This is a genomic window from Actinoplanes sp. NPDC051470 (assembly GCF_040682035.1).
Lineage (GTDB): Bacteria > Actinomycetota > Actinomycetes > Mycobacteriales > Micromonosporaceae > Actinoplanes.
In genome coordinates, this window is the sequence record NZ_JBFBAA010000006.1 from 180,793 (window position 1) to 194,523 (window position 13,731).

16 protein-coding genes are annotated in these 13,731 nt (G+C 70.7%); 8 read left to right on the plus strand and 8 right to left on the minus strand.

All coding sequences use genetic code 11. The features are described 5' to 3' along the window. Nucleotides 1-32: 32 nt before the first annotated feature. Nucleotides 33-977 (minus strand): NADP-dependent oxidoreductase, encoded by a 945-nt coding sequence (locus AB0M54_RS13725; RefSeq protein WP_364471040.1) that lies wholly within the window; start codon nt 975-977, stop codon nt 33-35. Nucleotides 978-1,014: 37 nt separating this feature from the next. After that, complete coding sequence (locus AB0M54_RS13730) at nt 1,015-1,629, minus strand: TetR/AcrR family transcriptional regulator (protein ID WP_364471042.1); 615 nt, start codon at nt 1,627-1,629, stop codon at nt 1,015-1,017. A 208-nt stretch (nt 1,630-1,837) separates the two neighbouring features. Here AB0M54_RS13730 and AB0M54_RS13735 point away from each other — a divergent pair, with 208 nt between their 5' ends. Continuing rightward, nucleotides 1,838-2,209: a VOC family protein gene (locus tag AB0M54_RS13735; RefSeq protein ID WP_364317397.1), complete on the plus strand. Its 372-nt coding sequence runs from the start codon at nt 1,838-1,840 to the stop codon at nt 2,207-2,209. Nucleotides 2,210-2,248: 39 nt separating this feature from the next. Here AB0M54_RS13735 and AB0M54_RS13740 read toward each other — a convergent pair whose 3' ends face one another. The 3 genes from AB0M54_RS13740 to AB0M54_RS13750 all read right to left on the minus strand — a co-directional run bounded on the left by AB0M54_RS13740 (nt 2,249) and on the right by AB0M54_RS13750 (nt 5,721). After that, a complete protein-coding gene (locus AB0M54_RS13740) occupies nt 2,249-2,794 on the minus strand; it encodes a dihydrofolate reductase family protein (RefSeq protein WP_364317395.1) in 546 nt (181 codons plus the stop codon). A gap of 57 nt (nt 2,795-2,851) precedes the next feature. Then, nucleotides 2,852-5,266, minus strand: coding sequence for an excinuclease ABC subunit UvrA (locus AB0M54_RS13745; RefSeq protein ID WP_364471044.1), 2,415 nt, complete (start codon nt 5,264-5,266; stop codon nt 2,852-2,854). A gap of 89 nt (nt 5,267-5,355) precedes the next feature. Next, nucleotides 5,356-5,721: a hypothetical protein gene (locus AB0M54_RS13750; protein WP_364471046.1), complete on the minus strand. Its 366-nt coding sequence runs from the start codon at nt 5,719-5,721 to the stop codon at nt 5,356-5,358. A 5-nt stretch (nt 5,722-5,726) separates the two neighbouring features. Between AB0M54_RS13750 and AB0M54_RS13755 the strand changes: the two genes are divergently transcribed. From AB0M54_RS13755 to AB0M54_RS13775, 5 genes are all read left to right on the plus strand, one after another. Continuing rightward, nucleotides 5,727-6,221 (plus strand): LysR substrate-binding domain-containing protein, encoded by a 495-nt coding sequence (locus AB0M54_RS13755; protein WP_364471048.1) that lies wholly within the window; start codon nt 5,727-5,729, stop codon nt 6,219-6,221. A gap of 98 nt (nt 6,222-6,319) precedes the next feature. Next, the gene (locus AB0M54_RS13760) at nt 6,320-6,838 is read left to right on the plus strand and encodes a flavin reductase family protein (RefSeq protein WP_364317388.1); all 519 of its coding nucleotides are present in this window, start codon (nt 6,320-6,322) and stop codon (nt 6,836-6,838) included. Beyond that, entirely contained in the window at nt 6,838-8,043 is a 1,206-nt protein-coding gene (locus AB0M54_RS13765) for an LLM class flavin-dependent oxidoreductase (RefSeq protein ID WP_364471050.1), read from the plus strand. Before AB0M54_RS13760 ends, AB0M54_RS13765 begins: the two co-directional genes overlap by 1 nt. After that, on the plus strand, nt 8,040-8,522 hold the full coding sequence (locus AB0M54_RS13770; protein WP_364471052.1) for an LLM class flavin-dependent oxidoreductase: 483 nt from the start codon (nt 8,040-8,042) through the stop codon (nt 8,520-8,522). Before AB0M54_RS13765 ends, AB0M54_RS13770 begins: the two co-directional genes overlap by 4 nt. Then, entirely contained in the window at nt 8,500-9,489 is a 990-nt protein-coding gene (locus tag AB0M54_RS13775) for an LLM class flavin-dependent oxidoreductase (protein WP_364471054.1), read from the plus strand. The genes AB0M54_RS13770 and AB0M54_RS13775 overlap by 23 nt, the downstream gene beginning before the upstream one ends. On the opposite strand, the gene AB0M54_RS13780 is transcribed toward AB0M54_RS13775, so the two are convergent. Continuing rightward, on the minus strand, nt 9,404-9,919 hold the full coding sequence (locus AB0M54_RS13780) for an LURP-one-related family protein (RefSeq protein ID WP_364471056.1): 516 nt from the start codon (nt 9,917-9,919) through the stop codon (nt 9,404-9,406). The two genes, AB0M54_RS13775 and AB0M54_RS13780, sit on opposite strands and share 86 nt — an antisense overlap. Nucleotides 9,920-10,025: 106 nt before the next feature. Here AB0M54_RS13780 and AB0M54_RS13785 point away from each other — a divergent pair, with 106 nt between their 5' ends. Further along, nucleotides 10,026-11,156, plus strand: a complete 1,131-nt coding sequence (locus tag AB0M54_RS13785) for an LCP family protein (RefSeq protein WP_364317381.1) — start codon at nt 10,026-10,028, stop codon at nt 11,154-11,156. A gap of 285 nt (nt 11,157-11,441) precedes the next feature. Further along, on the plus strand, nt 11,442-11,885 hold the full coding sequence (locus AB0M54_RS13790; protein ID WP_364317379.1) for a hypothetical protein: 444 nt from the start codon (nt 11,442-11,444) through the stop codon (nt 11,883-11,885). On the opposite strand, the gene AB0M54_RS13795 is transcribed toward AB0M54_RS13790, so the two are convergent. Together AB0M54_RS13795 and AB0M54_RS13800 are read right to left on the minus strand one after the other, a co-directional pair. Continuing rightward, entirely contained in the window at nt 11,878-12,819 is a 942-nt protein-coding gene (locus tag AB0M54_RS13795; protein WP_364471058.1) for a cyclase family protein, read from the minus strand. The two genes, AB0M54_RS13790 and AB0M54_RS13795, sit on opposite strands and share 8 nt — an antisense overlap. Beyond that, entirely contained in the window at nt 12,812-13,564 is a 753-nt protein-coding gene (locus tag AB0M54_RS13800) for a helix-turn-helix domain-containing protein (RefSeq protein ID WP_364317375.1), read from the minus strand. The genes AB0M54_RS13795 and AB0M54_RS13800 overlap by 8 nt, the downstream gene beginning before the upstream one ends. Between the last annotated feature and the right edge of the window lie 167 nt (nt 13,565-13,731).

The window sequence follows — 13,731 nt, forward strand, 5'->3', positions numbered from 1 at the left end:
CGATTTCCGAAAATTGGCCCTGAACGATCAGGTCATGGCCGTTGACACTCGACCCCAGCATCCTCGCCAGTCAGCCCGCCTGCCGCGTCTTGAGGGCGCAGCACGATGCGCCCGTGGAGTTTGCGGTCGGCCAAGGCACGGTAGGCGTCTTGAACGGCGGTGAGCGGGTAGGCGGCGGCGATGGGGATGTGCAGGTCGCCGGCGGCGGCGAGGGCGGCCAGGTCGGCCAGGGCCGGGTTGCCGCCGGCATCGGTCGTGCCGAGGGCTTTGACGCCTTTCTCGTTCGCTCCCCGATAGTCGACGACGGTGTCGATGCGATCCTTCGGAACGCCGAGGTCGAGGGCGAGGTCGAGGTAGCCGCCACCGACGGCGTCGATGAACGCATCCACTCGGTCGGCGGCGGTGCGGATCCGCTCGTGTTCGCCGTCGCCGTACCGGACGGGTTCGATGCCATGGCGCCGGAGCAGGTCGAAATGCGCGGCGCTGGTCAGGCCGATGACCGTCGCCCCGGCACGAACCGCGAGCTGGGCGGCGGTGAATCCGACTCCACCTGACGCACCCGAGATCACCACGGTCTCGCCCGGCCGGGGTTCCACCGCCCGGATGGCGCCGAGGCCGGCCATGGGTGTGGTGGCGAGCGAACCGGCCACGTCCCAGGGCAGAGCGGCCGGCTTGCTGATGAGCTGGGTCACGGGGATGGCGACGAGCTGAGCGTGGGCGTCCCAGCTCTGAAGCCTCCCGAGGACGGCGTCACCGGCGGTGAAGCCGTGCACGTCGGCGCCGGCCGCGACGATCACTCCGGCGAGATCGCGGCCCGGCGTGTACGAGCTGCCGTGCAGCGCCGGCAGCGCCCCGGGGTTGAGCGCGCCGGCCTCGACCCGCACGACCACCTCGCCCGGGCCGGGCACGGGTTCGGGTAGGTCGGCGAGGTAGATGCCGTCAATGCCCGTAAAACGGTCATAGCGTACTACTTTCATACTTCTCCTCTGGTGTGAGTGGTTCCTCGCCTCGGGCTCAGGTATTGCGCATCAGCGGGAGGAGGATGTCGTCGACCAGATGCGCGACGAAGGCAGCGTCGCAGGGCTTGCCCGCTACGACGATGCGGTGCAGGATCACCGCCGGGGCGACCTCGGCGAACAGCGCTGCCGCCCCGGGCGCCAGTGGTTCGGCCGCTTGCCGAAGAAGCCCGTCAGTCATCGCGGTCTCGTCCCGCCGCAGGATCTGCCGCATCTCCTGGGCGAGCCGCGCGTCGTTGCGCATGCCGGCGAACAAGGCCCCGAGCAGACCGACCTCCTGTTCGGCGATGCTCCGCGCGAGCCACTTCACCAGGGAAAGAAGGTCCTCCCGCAGACTCTTGCCTGCGGGCTGGGCCGGTGTGGCGGGCGAGCGGTGCCGCACCGCGGCGGCGACCAGTGCCGCCTTGTCGCGGTACCGGCGGTAGATCGTCGTCTTGGCCACCTCGGAGCGCCCGGCCACCGCCTCCATCGATAGCTGCTCGTACCCCACCTCCGTCAGAAGGGACAGCGTCGCGTCGAGGATGGCCTGGTCACGTCGGGAATCCCGAGGCCGGCCCATCGCCGGGTACCGAATCATGTCGCTGCTTTCCGGGGCTTGCGCCGCGTCCGCCATGCCGACCCACTTCCGCTACGCTACTGTTGCGTATCGAAAGTAGCTCAGATTCGGACCACCTTCAACCCGAACCTGTAAGGACGGGCCCCTGCGACCGCCGACGCCGGCCCAGTCGCTTTTTCGAGGCCTTCACACAGTCGGCCGAGTCGAGGCGTCGAGCGGATGGGTCGCACGCGCAACGTCGGACGTCTCCCGCAGACTGACGGGCATGACCGTGTCACTGCACCACATCGTCATCGACGCGATTGATCTGCCGGCTCAGGCTCGGTTCTGGTCGCGTGTGCTCGACTGGCCGATCCTCTCCGAGCGCGAGCGCGAAGTTGTCATCGGGCCCGAGGAGAACGCGCCGGTCGGAATCTGCTTCATGCCGACGGACGGCCCCAAGGTGGTGAAGAACCGCCTCCACCTCGACCTTGCGCCCGGCCCGGACGGCCGGGACGCCGAGGTTGACCGGATCGTCGGGCTGGGCGCGCGCCGGGTCGAGATCGGGCAGACCGGTGACGAGTCCTGGGTGGTGCTCGCCGACCCCGAAGGCAACGAGTTCTGCGTTCTCCGGCCTAAGAAGACCCTGATCACCTGAGAGGTCGGCGGGGACCGGGCTGCCCGACCCGCCGGGTGATCATCTGGTCTGGTACCTCAACGCCACCGCGCCCGAGCGGAATTCGTGGCGGCCCACCAGCGTCAGGTCGACGTACTTGGACAGGCCCGCGAATGGCGTCGGTCCGTGGCCCGCCAGCCTGGGCTGGACCAGGAACTCGTACTCGTCGATCAGGCCCAGCTCGGCCAGCGCCAGCGGGAGCGTCACGCCTCCGACGTAGATCCCCTTGCCCGGCTCCTGCTTGAGCCGCTGAACGGCCGTCGCCAGGTCGCCGCGCACCAGTTCGGCGTTCCAGTCGACCTGGTCCAGGGTGCTCGACACGACGTACTTCCTGGTGGCGTTGATCGTCCGGGCGAACGGCTCCATCCAGTCGGGCCGGGTTCCGGGCTCCGCCGGTTGCCGCCAGCCCGCCTCCATCATCTCGTAGGTCACCCGGCCGAACAGGAGAGCATCGGCCCGGCCCAGGATCTCGGCGGTGTAGCGATGCAGTTCCTCGTCCGGCGTGCCGGCCCGGTGATCGCAGCACCCGTCGAGGGTGACGTTGATGGAATAGCGGAGCGGTCGCATGGCGGGAGAATACCGCCGGGTCCAGCCGTCGCACAGCGTTCTGCTGGTTGGCCCGGACTAGGCCCTGAGGTACGGGCCGGTGACGCTGGCCGGGTCGGCGGCCACCTCGGACGGCGTGCCCTGGGCGACGATGCGACCGCCGGCCGGGCCGCCGCCCGGGCCCATGTCGATCACCAGGTCGGCCGCAGCCAGGACGTCCAGGTCGTGGTCGATCACGACGATCGTGGCGCCGTCGGCCAGCAGCCGATCGAAGACCTCGACCAGGGTACGGATGTCCACCGGATGCAGGCCGGTCGACGGCTCGTCGAGCACGTAGAGCACGTCCCGCTGGCTGGACCTGAGGCGGGCGGCGATCCGCAGGCGCTGCGACTCCCCGCCGGACAGGGCGGGCGTGGGCTCGCCGAGGCGCAGGTAGCCGAGCCCGACGTCGAGGATGGGGCGCAGCGGGCGGGCGATCGCGGCCACGTCGGCGAACCGGTCGAGCGCCTCCCGTACGGTCAGGCCGAGCACGTCGGCGATGGTCGCGCCGTCCACCCGTACGCCGAGAATCTCGTCCTTGAACCTGGCTCCTTGGCAGGTGGGGCAGGTGACGTTGATGTCGGGCAGGTATTGCACGTCGAGGTCGACGGAGCCGAGGCCGCGGCAGGTCGGGCACTGGCCCTGCCTGGTGTTGAAGGAGAAGTGGCCGGCCGTCATCCCGGAGGCGACGGCGAAGCGGGCGCGGATCGCGTCGAAGGCGCCCGAGTAGGTGCTGGGCGTGGACCGGGCGTTGAGACCGATCGGGGTCGCGTCGATCTCGACCACCTGGCGGATCGAGCCCAGTTCGAGCGTCCGGACGTGGCCGGGCAGGGGCCGGCCGGCGAGGCGGGCGCGGGCGGCCGGGACCAGGCTGTCGAGCACGAGCGCGGTCTTGCCGGCGCCGGACGGGCCGGCCAGCGCGGTGAGCCGGTTGATCGGGATGCTCGCCGTCACGTCGCGCACGTTGTAGAGGCTGGTCACCTCAATCGTCGCGTGCTGGTTCGGGCTTCCGGTCGAAGCCCTTTCCACCGCGGGCCGGCCGGCCAGGTAGGGCCCGATGATCGATTTCTTGTTCTTGGCGATCTGGGCCGGCGTGCCCTGGGCGATGACCGTGCCGCCGAGCCGCCCGGCGCCGGGGCCCATCTCGATGATCCAGTCGGCGGTGCGGATCACGTCCAGGTCGTGCTCGACGATCACCACCGAGTTGCCGTTGGCGGCCAGCGCGTCGATCGTCCGGCGCAGTCCCTCGACATTGCTGGGATGCAGGCCGACTGACGGCTCGTCGAGCACGTAGAGCATGCCGGTGGTGTTCGCGCGTACGGTCGAGGTCAGCTCGATCCGCTGCCGCTCGCCGGTCGACAGGGTGGCGCCCGCCCGGTCCAGGCCCAGGTAGCCGAGCCCGAGGTCGAGCAGCGGGGCGATCGCCCCGGTCAGCTCGCCGATCAGGCCCTTGGTCATCCGGTCCAGCTCGGCCGGCATCAGCGGCGGCAGGCCGTCGGCGAACGCGGCCAGGCGATCGAGGTCGAGCGCGCTGATCTCGGCCAGGTTCCGCCCGTCCAGCCGGGAGGCGAGCGCCTCCGGGCGCAGCCGGGCCCCGTGGCAGACCGAGCAGGTGTGCGCGTTCAGGTACTTGGCGCTCTCGGACTTCTCGGCGGCGGTGATCGCGTTGTCGTAGGTGACGTTCAGCTCGACCGCCCGCCCGTTGCGCCCCGACACGGTGACCGGCTGCTTCACCGGCCTGCCGTGCATGACCAGCTTCTTCTCCTTGGCCGACAGCTCCCGGTACGGCACGTCGAGGCGGACACCGAGCTCACCGGCGGCGTACATGCTGAGTCGCCGGCCGCCGACGTTCCACGGCAGCACCGCGCCGTCGGCGATCGACTTGTCCGGGTCGGGGACGAGCGTGTCCGGGTCGACCTCGAACCGGGTGCCGATGCCGTTGCAGGCCGGGCAGGCGCCCGTCGAGTTGAACGCGAACGACTCGGCGCCGGGCATCTCGAACCCTACGCCGCAGACCGGGCAAGCGATCTCCATGGCCTGCGTGGTGATCGACGGGGGGACGTCGTGGCCGTTGGGGCAGCGATGCGTCCCGAGCCTCGACATGATCAGCCGGAGCACGTTCAGGACCTCGCTCATCGTGCCGACCGTGCTGCGCGGCCCCGGGACCGGCGGGCGCTGCCGCAGCGCGAGCGCCGGCGGCAGGTGGTCGATGCGGTCGGCGTCGGGGCGTTCGGCCTGGGTGAGCCTGCGGCGGCTGTACGTGCTGAGGCCGGCCAGGAACCGGTGCAGACCCTCGGCGTACAGCGTGCCCATCGCCAGTGACGTCTTGCCCGACCCGGACACCCCCGCCACCACGACGACCTGCCACAGCGGCACGTCAACATCAAGATCACGAAGCGTGTTGTGCCGTACGCCGCGAGCCTCGATGGCCCGCGGAAGATCCTTCAGCGCCATCCCCTCAGTCAAGCGGACCCGCAGGTCATCGTCTCGTCGATTCCGTCACACGGGCGCCCGTGTGACGGCGCGGCGGAAGCGGGGGTTGGTCAGGCCGCGCTGATCTGGACCGGGTGGCGGACGACGGCGTCGAAGAGGTAGCCGAGGGTGTTGTGGACCGTGGTCTCGGGCTGGGTGTTGCCGCGGGCGTCGGTGGCGCGGGCGCGTAGCTCGGCGGGACCGGCGGTGGCCGGGCGCCAGTCGAACTCCCAGCGCTGCCAGGCCGTGGACGGGCCGACCTTGCGGACGTGGCGCCACGACACGCCGCCGTCGGTGCTGACCTCGACGCGGCGGATGGGGGCGTGCGCCGACCACGAGCGGCCCCGCAGGCGGGTGGTGCGGCCGGCCGGCAGGGTGGCGTTCTCGTCGAGTTCGAAGGCGCTCTTGATGGTCTGCTCGTCGAACGGGCGGTCCACCGGGGGTGCGGCTGCGGTTCCGGGTGGACCGCACCGCCCGGCTGGTCGACGCCCTGGAACGCGGGTCGCTGGACCTCGCGGTGGTGCTGACCGACGCGGGCGGGTCGTCGGTGGGCGCGTTGCCGCTGCGCTGGTTCGCGGCGCCGGGCTGGGCCCCGCCGGAGGCAGGCGGCTGGCCGCTGATCGCCGTCGAGGAGCCGTGCCTGCTCCGGCAGCGGGCCCTGGCGGCGCTGGACGCCCGGGGGCTGGAGCCGTACGTGGCCTGTGAGTGCGGGTACGTCGCCGGCGTGGTCGACGCGGCCCGCGCCGGTCTGGGCGTCGCCCTGCTGGCCGACGCGGGCGGCGGTCCGCTGGGCCTGGAGGAACGCCCCGACCTGCCGCCGATCGCCCCGGTGTCGCTGCATCTGCGCGCACGCCGGGGCGCTGATCCGGCCCTGGGCGCCGCGGTCGCCAAGGCGCTGCGCGGCACCCTGGCCACCCCGTTGCGCGCCGCGTCCTGAGCCGGCCGACGCATGATCAGACCGATCAGCAATTAGCATCGATCAAATCCCCATCTCTCCCATAGGATATCGAGGTAGAAGCACTGAGGAGGGCCATCGTGACCATCGCTCCGATCCGTCAGGACCCCGCTGTGGACGCTGATCTGTTCCGCGCGCTGCTGCGCCGCCACGCCGCCGCTGTCGTCGTCGTGACCGCCCCGGGGACGCCGCCGGCCGGGTTCACCGCCACCTCGTTCACGTCCGTCTCGCTCGACCCGCCGCTGGTGTCGTTCTGCCTGGCGCACTACGCGTCCTCCTGGCCGGCCGTCGCGTCCGCCGGCACCGTCGCCGTGCACGTGCTCGGCCAGGACCAGGAGAAGGTCGCCCGGACCTTCGCGACCAGCGGCATCGACCGGTTCGCCACGCACGGCGACTGGCAGGCCGGGCCGGACGGCGTGCCGCTGCTCAACGGCGTGCTGGCCCGCATGGTCTGCCGCGTGGTCCAGCGGGTCGAGGCCGGCGACCACTCGATCGTGCTGGCCACCCCGGAGACCGGTCACCACGTGGTCGACGAGGACGCGACCCCGCTGGTCTACCACGCCGGCCGCTACGCCCAGCTCGACCCGAAAGCCGCCTGATGCTGCGCAAAGGCATCGCGACAACGGCCTCGGTCCTGATGCTGGCGGCCTGCTCAGCCGGCCAAAATGTCCGGACGGACGCGGGATCCACCTGGGAGGCGCACGAGTTCGCCACCCGGGCCGCCGACATCGTGCTCGTGACACCGACGCCGGGCACGTTCGACCTTCCCGGTCACGTCGACCTGGTCTACTCGCCCGGCAACCCGGTGGAATCCGACGCGTACGTGCACACCGGGTCGGTGACCGAGCTGGCCGACCTGCTCGCCGACTGGCACGCCCTCGGCGTCCCGGGCTTCCGGCTGCGCGGCGAGCTCGACCCGGTCACCCGCGAGCTGGTGCCGCTGCTGCGCCGGCGAGGACTGTTCGAGCCGAAGGCCGGGACGCTCCGGGAACGCCTCGGTCTCGCACCCGCGATCAACCGCTACGAACAGGGGCCCACGTTGCCTAAGCGGGTGATCCTCGCCGCGCACTTCCCGGGCGTGAACAACACGACCGTGTGGAGCGACCCCGACGCCGGCAGCCAGATCGAGTTCGCCAGCTTCGAACACCTGGCCCGCACCGCCGAGCGCGGGAAGTTCGACTTCTTCTTCCTGGCCGAGGGGCTGGCGCTGCGGGAACAGCGCGGCCGGATCCACGATCTGGACGTGGTCGGACGGCCGGACACGCTGACCGTGCTGGCCGCGCTGGCCGGCGTCACCACCCGTCTCGGGCTGGCCGGCACGCTCAACGCCACCTTCCACGAGCCGTACGAGCTGGCCCGTCAGCTGGCCACCCTCGACCACCTCTCCGGCGGCCGGGCGGCCTGGAACGTGGTCACCTCGTCGGGCCCGTTCTTCGGCGCCAACTTCCGCCGCGGCGGCTTCCTGCCCTACGAGCAGCGGTACGAGCGGGCCGGCGAGTTCATCCGGACCGCCAAGGAGCTGTGGGACACCGGCGGCGGCGAGTTCCGCCACCGCGGCGACCAGTTCGACATCATCGAGGTGACCGGCCGGCAGAACTTCATCGGCACCCCCGCCCGGGTCGCCGAGCTGCTCAACGAGTACGTGCAGACCGACGCCTGCGACGGCTTCATCCTGGTGCCGCACCTGACGCCGACCGGCCTGGACGAATTCGTCGACACCGTGGTGCCGCTGCTCCAGGAGCGCGGCGTCTTCCGCACCGAGTACACCTCGTCGACCCTGCGCGGACACCTGGGGCTGTCATGAAGTTCCTGCTGCTCACGCTGATCACGCACACCGACCCGGCGCAGTCGCCGGAACAGCGGTTCCGCGAGGTGGTCGACAACGCGGTCCTGGGCGAAGAGCTGGGATTCGACGGGTACGCCGTGGGCGAGCGTCACGAGCGCCCGTTCATCTCGTCCTCGCGGCCGGTCGTGCTCAGCCACATCGCCGCCCGGACCTCGCGCATCGAACTGTGGACCGGGGTCACCACGCTCAGCCTGCTCGACCCGGTGCGCGCCTTCGAGGACTACTCCACCCTGGACAACCTCTCGGGCGGGCGCCTGACGTACCGGCCGATCTGCCAGAAGCGGCTGGCCATGTTCCGGCGGCTCGGCCTGGAACCGGTCTTCCCGACGCTGGAGGACGCCATCGACCGCAGGTCCATCCTGGTCGGCAGCCCGCAGGCCCGTACCCCTGTCGATCCTCGATCTGGCCCCGCTGGTGTCCGGCGGGACCGCCGGTGACGCGCTGCGCCGGACCATCGACCTCGCGCAACGGGCCGAGGCCTTCGGGCACGCCCGCTACTGGGTGGCCGAGCACCACTTCACGCCCGGGGTGGCCTCGTCCCAGCCGGCCCTGCTGCTCGGCCAGATCGCGGCGCACACCTCGCGGATCCGGCTCGGGTCCGGGGCGGTGCAGACCGGGCATCAGACGCCGCTGACCATCGTCGAACAGTTCGGGCTGCTCGACGCCCTTCATCCCGGCCGGTTCGACCTGGGTCTGGGGCGGTCCGGTCAGCGGCGAACGTCGTCGTCGTCGCCGGCTTCGGCGGCCGAGCCGGAGCCGGCGCGGACCGTCGACGGCCTGCTGATCCCCGCCCCGTTCTCGTTCGCGCCGCTGCTGGCCTCGGCGCGGTTCGCGCTCTTCGCCCGCCTGCTGCAGCAGCCCGGCGCCGAGTCGCCCGACCTGCCCGAGGTCCTGGCCGACATCCAGGCGCTGCTGGCCGGCCCGATCACCGACGACGAGGGCAACCAGGCACGGGCCGTTCCCGGCCTCGGCGCCGACGTCGAGATCTGGATCCTCGGCTCCAGCGGTGGCCTCAGCGCCCAGGTGGCGGGGGAGCGCGGCCTGCCGTTCGCGGCCAACTACCACGTGGCCCCGGCCGCCGTGCTGGAGGCGGTCGAGGCCTACCGGGCCGCGTTCAAGCCGTCCGGCGTGCTGGCCGAGCCGAAGGTGATGGTCTCGGCCGACGTGGTGGTGGCCGACGACGACGAGACCGCCCGCCGCCTGGCTTCGCCGTATCGCCACTGGGTCCGCAGCATCCGCACCGGCCAGGGCGCGATCCCGTTCCCGTCGGAGTCGGATGCCGCCGCGCTGGACTGGACCGACGACGTCGCGCTGACGATCAGTCGTCGTCGTCGTCGTCCTTCTTCTCCTCCTTCTTCTCCTGGCGTTCCAGGGCCACGTCGAGGGCGAGCACGCTGCCGATGATCAGCAGCGGGTCCTCGCCCGGGGTGACCTGGACGGCGTAGGTGTCACGGATGGTCAGCCACCGCTTGGAGACCGCGGCCACCTCGGCCCCGCCGCGCTCGATGACGTACTCGTGGTCGAGCAGGTCGCCCTTCATCTCCAGGTCGTCCGGCCCGGGCACGTCGATGGTGAACCTGTCCCGGAACGGGGTGAACAGTTTCTTGCGGACCTCGGCCGCCTTCTCGCCGCCGATCCGGATCTCGTAGGTCGGCCGCATCGCGACCAGGTGGCGGTGCACCGTGGCCAGTTCGTTGCCGGCCGGATCCTCGATCACCACCTTGTTGCGTACGCTTAGTACCTTTCCATCGACCCGGTAGACCTTCTGGCCGTTCTCGTCGAGAACGTCGAAGTCGTCACCGATCGAGAAAAACTTCTCCCTGATCACCAACATGATTCGATTCTCCGCCGGCCGCGGCGGCTGGGCACACACAGACCCGACCCTGTACGCTCCGCGGCTGAGTTGTTGACCATGTCGCCGATTCACTGGGGTCGCATCGATGGCTAAAAAGCCACGCAAGTCGCCGGTCTGGGCGGTTGTCACCATCGTGTTCGGTGGGTTGCTGACCGTGGTCGGCGGGGGCGGTGCCATCGCGAGCCAGACGCTGGCCGCGCGGTACGCCGGCGCGGTGCAGACCGAGGACCTGTTCGGTGACGCCGGCGGGGTCAGCGAGGAAGAGGCCAAGAGCGACATCAAGGGCCCGCTGAACATGCTGCTGGTCGGCATCGACCCGCGGAAGCCGGAGACCCCGCCGCTGGCCGACTCGATCATGGTCGTGCATGTCCCGGCGACGCTCGACAAGGCGTACATCTTCTCGGTCCCACGAGACACCTACGTCACGATCCCGGCCTTCGCCAAATCCGGCACCGGCGAGCAGCGCGGCAAGATCAACGGCGCCATGTCGATCGGCAGCCACGTGCCCGGCAAGCCGCTGCCCAGCGCGACCCAGGGCTTCGAGCTGCTCAGCAAGACGGTGTCGAAGCTCACCGGCATCAAGAAGTTCGACGCCGGCGCGATCATCAACTTCGACGGCTTCAAGAAGGTCGTCGACGCGATGGGCGGCATCGACATCTACGTCGACGAGCGCACCGAGTCCGAACACCTCCAGCCCAACGGCAAGGGCCGCCCGTTCCGGCCGTCGTCCCGGGGCGACGAGCACCCGTACGTCGGTCCGAAGAAGGTCTACGAGGTCGGCAACCAGCACCTCGTCGGCTGGCAGGCGCTCGACTTCGCCCGGCAGCGCTACGGCCTCAAGGGCACCGACTACGCCCGCCAGCGGCACCAGCAGCAGGTCCTCAAGGCGATCGCCAAGAAGGCGGCCAGCGGCGACGTGGTGACGAACCCGGTCAAGCTGGACAAGGTGCTCACCGCGGCCGGAAAGTCCCTGACCTTCAACGGCCGCGGCAAGTCGGTGCTCGACTACGCCCTCGCCCTCAAGGGCATGCGCCCCGACAACATCACCACGATCAAGCTGATCGGCGGCACCTACTCCGGTGGCGGCAGTCAATACCTGGGCGAGCAACTGGTGCCGGCCACCGACGACCTGTTCGCGGCGATCCGCGCCGAGAAGATCGACGAGTTCCTGCTGAGCCACCCCGAGTTCGTGAACACCACCACGGCCGTCAAGTAGCGGCCGGGCTCAGGGCCGGCCCTGGTCGGCACCACCGCCTACGTGACCGGCGCCGCCCTGCGGTCGACGCCGGCCGCGGTGGGCAGCGCGATGGGCTCGGTGGTCCAGCGCGCCGACGAGCTCGCCCCGGGCCAGGGCGCGCTGGTCCAAGATGCGGGTACCCCGATCAGCTCCTGGCCGACCCGCGGGAGGTCTGACGGCCGAAGGAGTGGGCCAGGATCCTAGGATGGCCTAGGCGTGGTGCGGGGCAGCACAGAAGATCATCAGCACCTAGGGTAGGTCGCCGTGACCAACCCCGCTCAGCCCGTCCGCAAACGCCGGACCTGGCTCATCGTCGTCATCGCGGTGCCCCTGGTGCTCGCCGCGGTGTGTGTGTTCGGCATGATCCGGCTCTACCTCGGCGTCAAGGGCGTGACCGACAAGGAGAGCGCGGCGAAGCAGGCCACCACCGACTACATCGAGGCGGCCAAGAACGGGATCGACCAGGCCGAGTACGACACCTTCTGCGCCGAGGCGAAGGAGGAGTACCGGCTCCAGGACGTCGCGGCGCCGCAGCCGGTGGCCGGCTACCGGATCCTCGACGCCGCCATGGAGTACGAGCGGGGGCAGGCCACGGTCAGCGTCGAGATCAAGCACCCGGACGGCGCGACCAGCGTCGAGTCGTACATCGTGAACGAGGACAAGCAGGAACAGTGGCGGATCTGCGGATTTCCCAACCTGGCTAAGTGATCGCGATGGCGTTGGGCGGGGAGCCGACGCCGCCCGGGATGTTCAGCGGCTTGCAGGTCAGGAAGAAGTCGTAGCGGCCGGTGGCGGCGCAGTGGGCGGCCAGCTCGTCGAGCTTCCACAGTTCCCCCATGGCCATGCCCAGCAGGGCGATCAGCGGGCGGTGGAGCATGCCGCTGTGGTCGACGCCGCGGTCGGGCGGGCGTTCGCCGGGCGTCCGGAAGTCGGAGTCGATGACCGGGTCGGCCTCGACCGCGGGAGTGTCGCCGGCGACCAGGGCGATCTCGTGGTCCCAGAGCCAGCGGAGCGTGGCCGTGCGCTGGGCCAGGCCCGGCGATCGGTTGCGCCGGTTGAACTCGGCCCGGGAGGCGGGGCTCTTGGCCACATAGTTCTCGGCCCATCCGGTACGGAGCAGAAGGATGTCGCCGCCATGGAAGCCGACGCCCTGGGCCGCGGCGATCTCGTCGAGCAGGGGAGCGTCGAGCACGACCGTGGTCTCGACGTCGTACTCGAGGTGGGAACGAACGTCCAGCAGCACCCCGCGGCCCGCGATCCCGTCCGCGGCCCAGTGGTGGATGCCGAGGTCGGCGGAGTCGGGGGACTGTCCGTTGTAGAAGCCGTGCGTGGGGTGGCCGATGTGCCGCAGCGAGTCGAGCTGTGAGGTGGACTGGAGGTAGAACGAGTCGAGCCAGTCGTCGCGGTGGAACTCGTTGTTGGCGAACACGTGGTGCCGCGTCGGCGGGCGGGTGCCGGTGGGGTAGGGCTCGAACGCGTTGACCGGATAGTCCAGCCCGAACCGCGTGCCGGTGCGGATGAGGGCCGCGGCCGCCGCCACCCGCGACGGGGTCAGGAAGTTGATCGTGCCGCGCCGGTCGTCGGGGCCGAAGAACGACCAGCTGGAGTACGGCGGGGACGCCGACGCGAGGGAATCAAACAACGCTGCCTCCCAGTTCGGTGCTCAGGGCGCCGGTGGTGGCGAGCAGGTGCTCGACGGCCGGGGTCAGGTCGGGCACGTCGCCGGCGCCCAGGATGCCGACGGTCGCGGCCAGGCCGCCCTCGTCGAAGACCGGCGCGCCGACCACGAACGGGCCGCCGTGCGGGCGGACGAAGCTGAAGCCCCGCTGCCGCGCGGTCACGATGTCGGACTCGAGCTGGGCGCGGTCGGCCGGCGACAGCTCGGCGGTCATCTCGGCCATCATCGAGCTGTCGTCGGCGTACGCCAGGAAGAACCGCGTCTGTGCCGCGGTGACGTCGAGTTTCGTGCCGGGGTGCACGGTGACGACGACCATCCGGCTGGTGTCCTCCTCGGTCAGGGCGACGATCGGGCCGTGGGTGCCCATCACGCTGAGGACCGCCGTCATGCGGACGGCGGCGCTCAGCTTGCGAAGGTACGGTCCGGCGATCTCGACGACCCGCTGCCGGCCCAGGGCGAGCGTGCCGAGTTCGAGCATGAGCGGGCCAAGGGCGAACGCGCCGCGGCGGGCGCCGCGCCGGAGGATGCCCGCGGCGACCATCGACGCGCAGTACCGGTAGGCGGTGGTGCGGTTCAGGCCGGTGCGCTCGGCGATGTCGGCCGCGCTCAGCTCCAGGACGCGCGGGCCGAACAGCTCGCAGATCTGGCCGACGCGCGCGACCGCCCGGATGTCGCTGGTGAGGGCGTCGCTGGGCTCATTGTTCGCCATGACGGAATCCTAGTTCACCTGGTGGAGCACCAACCGAAGTGGAGCCACTACCTACCAACTAGTCGGTAAGTGGCGGGCGCTAAGTGACCAACTAGTTGGTAAGTGGCGGGGCGCTTAGTGACCAACTAGTCGGTAAGCGGCGGGGCGCTTACCGACCAACTAGTTGG

What these genes read in the sequence shown, in the direction of transcription:
- AB0M54_RS13725 (WP_364471040.1), bottom strand. Translation starts at nt 977, where the DNA reads ATGAAAGTAGTACGCTATGACCGTTTTACGGGCATTGACGGCATCTAC.
- AB0M54_RS13740 (WP_364317395.1), bottom strand. Translation starts at nt 2,794, where the DNA reads ATGCGACCGCTCCGCTATTCCATCAACGTCACCCTCGACGGGTGCTGC.
- AB0M54_RS13735 (WP_364317397.1), top strand. Translation starts at nt 1,838, where the DNA reads ATGACCGTGTCACTGCACCACATCGTCATCGACGCGATTGATCTGCCG.
- AB0M54_RS13785 (WP_364317381.1), top strand. Translation starts at nt 10,026, where the DNA reads ATGGCTAAAAAGCCACGCAAGTCGCCGGTCTGGGCGGTTGTCACCATC.
- AB0M54_RS13745 (WP_364471044.1), bottom strand. Translation starts at nt 5,266, where the DNA reads ATGGCGCTGAAGGATCTTCCGCGGGCCATCGAGGCTCGCGGCGTACGG.
- AB0M54_RS13800 (WP_364317375.1), bottom strand. Translation starts at nt 13,564, where the DNA reads ATGGCGAACAATGAGCCCAGCGACGCCCTCACCAGCGACATCCGGGCG.
- AB0M54_RS13780 (WP_364471056.1), bottom strand. Translation starts at nt 9,919, where the DNA reads ATGTTGGTGATCAGGGAGAAGTTTTTCTCGATCGGTGACGACTTCGAC.
- AB0M54_RS13770 (WP_364471052.1), top strand. Translation starts at nt 8,040, where the DNA reads ATGAAGTTCCTGCTGCTCACGCTGATCACGCACACCGACCCGGCGCAG.
- AB0M54_RS13765 (WP_364471050.1), top strand. Translation starts at nt 6,838, where the DNA reads ATGCTGCGCAAAGGCATCGCGACAACGGCCTCGGTCCTGATGCTGGCG.
- AB0M54_RS13730 (WP_364471042.1), bottom strand. Translation starts at nt 1,629, where the DNA reads ATGGCGGACGCGGCGCAAGCCCCGGAAAGCAGCGACATGATTCGGTAC.